At 37.1% G+C, this 1,957-nt stretch carries 1 protein-coding gene; it reads left to right on the top strand.

From position 1 onward, the window contains the following. The first annotated feature begins 173 nt into the window (after nucleotides 1-173). A complete protein-coding gene (locus ENO17_03840) occupies nucleotides 174-1,211 on the top strand; it encodes an IS110 family transposase (GenBank protein HER24168.1) in 1,038 nt (345 codons plus the stop codon). The last annotated feature ends 746 nt before the right edge of the window (nucleotides 1,212-1,957 follow it).

Genomic DNA, 1,957 nt, shown 5'->3' with positions numbered 1-1,957 from the left:
TTCTTTGAATTTGAGCGGTCAGACTTTTTATAGCGGCCTGGCGCTTGTTTTTGGCCCGTCAGTAGCCGGACAGGCCCGGTAAATTAGAAAAAAGATCTCACTTTCTTTAATGGTGTAGAAATGTATATAATACATTTATAAAATGACATCTCAAAAAAGAAAGGAGACCTAAAATGAACGTAATCAATTTAAGGAACAACAAACTGCATGGCAATAATGATTTACCAAACAATTATCAACATTACCTTGCCCTGGATTGGTCAATAAAGACTATGGCCATTGCGCGTTTAAAAGTTGGCTGGAGAGGGCCAAAAATAATTGAGCGGCCATCTGATTTATCGGAGTTAAAGCTCATGCTTGATCATCTCACTGGTAAGAAGATATTAACTATCGAAGAGACCACGTCTTCGCATTGGTTATATATGGAGTTATGCGACCATGTCGATCGCATAATTATCTGTGATCCTTATCGCAACCGGTTATTAGCCGATGGTCCTAAAACAGATAAGATTGATGCCGGGAAATTATGTCTTTTATTGCAGGCCGGACTTTTAAAAGAGGTATATCATTCGCTTAGCGGACTTTATCAATTGCGACGTCTGGCCAGCGCCTATAATGATGTGGTTAAAGCGGGTGTTTGTTTACTGAATCAAAAGGCCGCTTTTTTAAAAGTTGAAGGTTTAAGAGCAGATCAGGTTAAAAGTACTACGGCTTTATTTATCATGGATCATATTAACGATGGGATTGAACAATACCGTAATACAAAAGAAAATTACGAAAAGAAATTTGAGGTAATATGCCGTCGTAACCCACAATTAAAGAAATTAAAATCAATTCCAGGTATCGGTGATATAGGCGCCATAAGGATATTAGCCCAGGTAATAGATGCCCGGCGATTTAAAAAGAGTGGACATTACCTGAGTTATTGCGGTTTAGTTAACTTAGAGAAGCTGAGCGGTGGACGTAGTTATGGTAAAAAGAAACCGCGCTATAGCCGCCTATTGAAATCGGTATATAAAACAGCAGCTTTGGCTTGTATATCCGCTCATAATCCGATTCGGGATTATTATGATTATCTTTTAGAAAAAGGTTTAGCCGAACATAATGCCCGAAATGCGGTTGCCCGATATATTGCCAAAGTAAGTTATGGCATATTAAAAAGCGGTTTGGAATATGAACCCTATAAATGGCGGGAGAAAAAGGAAAAATAAATCACACGTCATCTAAAGTCTTTACCCGTCTTGCTCTTGAGCTGCGCAGGGCTCCGATCAAGCCGGTTAAAGAGATTATTGATAAAACAATGCATTAAGGTATAAGGATGTATTCATGTGAATGAATAAAATGTAAATAGAGCCTGATTTCAACAATAACAGGCAGAATTAATTTATATTCAATTTTAATGGTTTTTGATATGGATTAACCTGATCTATGCTTGGGAGAAAGAGTTCAAGGCCAGACGTGCAACATACTCGGATTATATTAATTGGAGTAAAGATAGGCCACAGGCCCGGTTAACCTTCTCCCGTTTATACTCAAATTTACCGTAACCCAGGAAACTCTGTTATAATATGCAGTGTCCAGGAGAGTTCATATAGACGTGTAGGAAATAAAAAACCAATAAATAGAACGTGTAAAGAAAGATACAGATTAACTGTAATAAAAATAAAACCATAAAATTGAATTCTGAGATATTGTGGAAACCGGGTATAGAAAGTGAGCCAAATATCAGAAAACAAAAATCATATTTTTTGTTAATAGAAGGCTATTACCCTTGACATTTTTTTCTATAGACGTCTGGCCACCGGACAGATAATCAGGTATTTTGAAAATCCCGATTTCTCGGGGAAATACCGGTTTGTTTTGTAGTTAAATGCTGCGCTATCGTATCGGCAGAGCATTTAATACTCTATTTTTAAAACATTTCTACTATTTGAGTTTTAGAAAGTCTCCATCAATT

The organism is Candidatus Atribacteria bacterium, assembly GCA_011056645.1.
Lineage (GTDB): Bacteria > Atribacterota > Phoenicimicrobiia > Phoenicimicrobiales > Phoenicimicrobiaceae > Sediminicultor > Sediminicultor quartus.
This window is presented reverse-complemented; position numbering and strand designations above follow the sequence as displayed.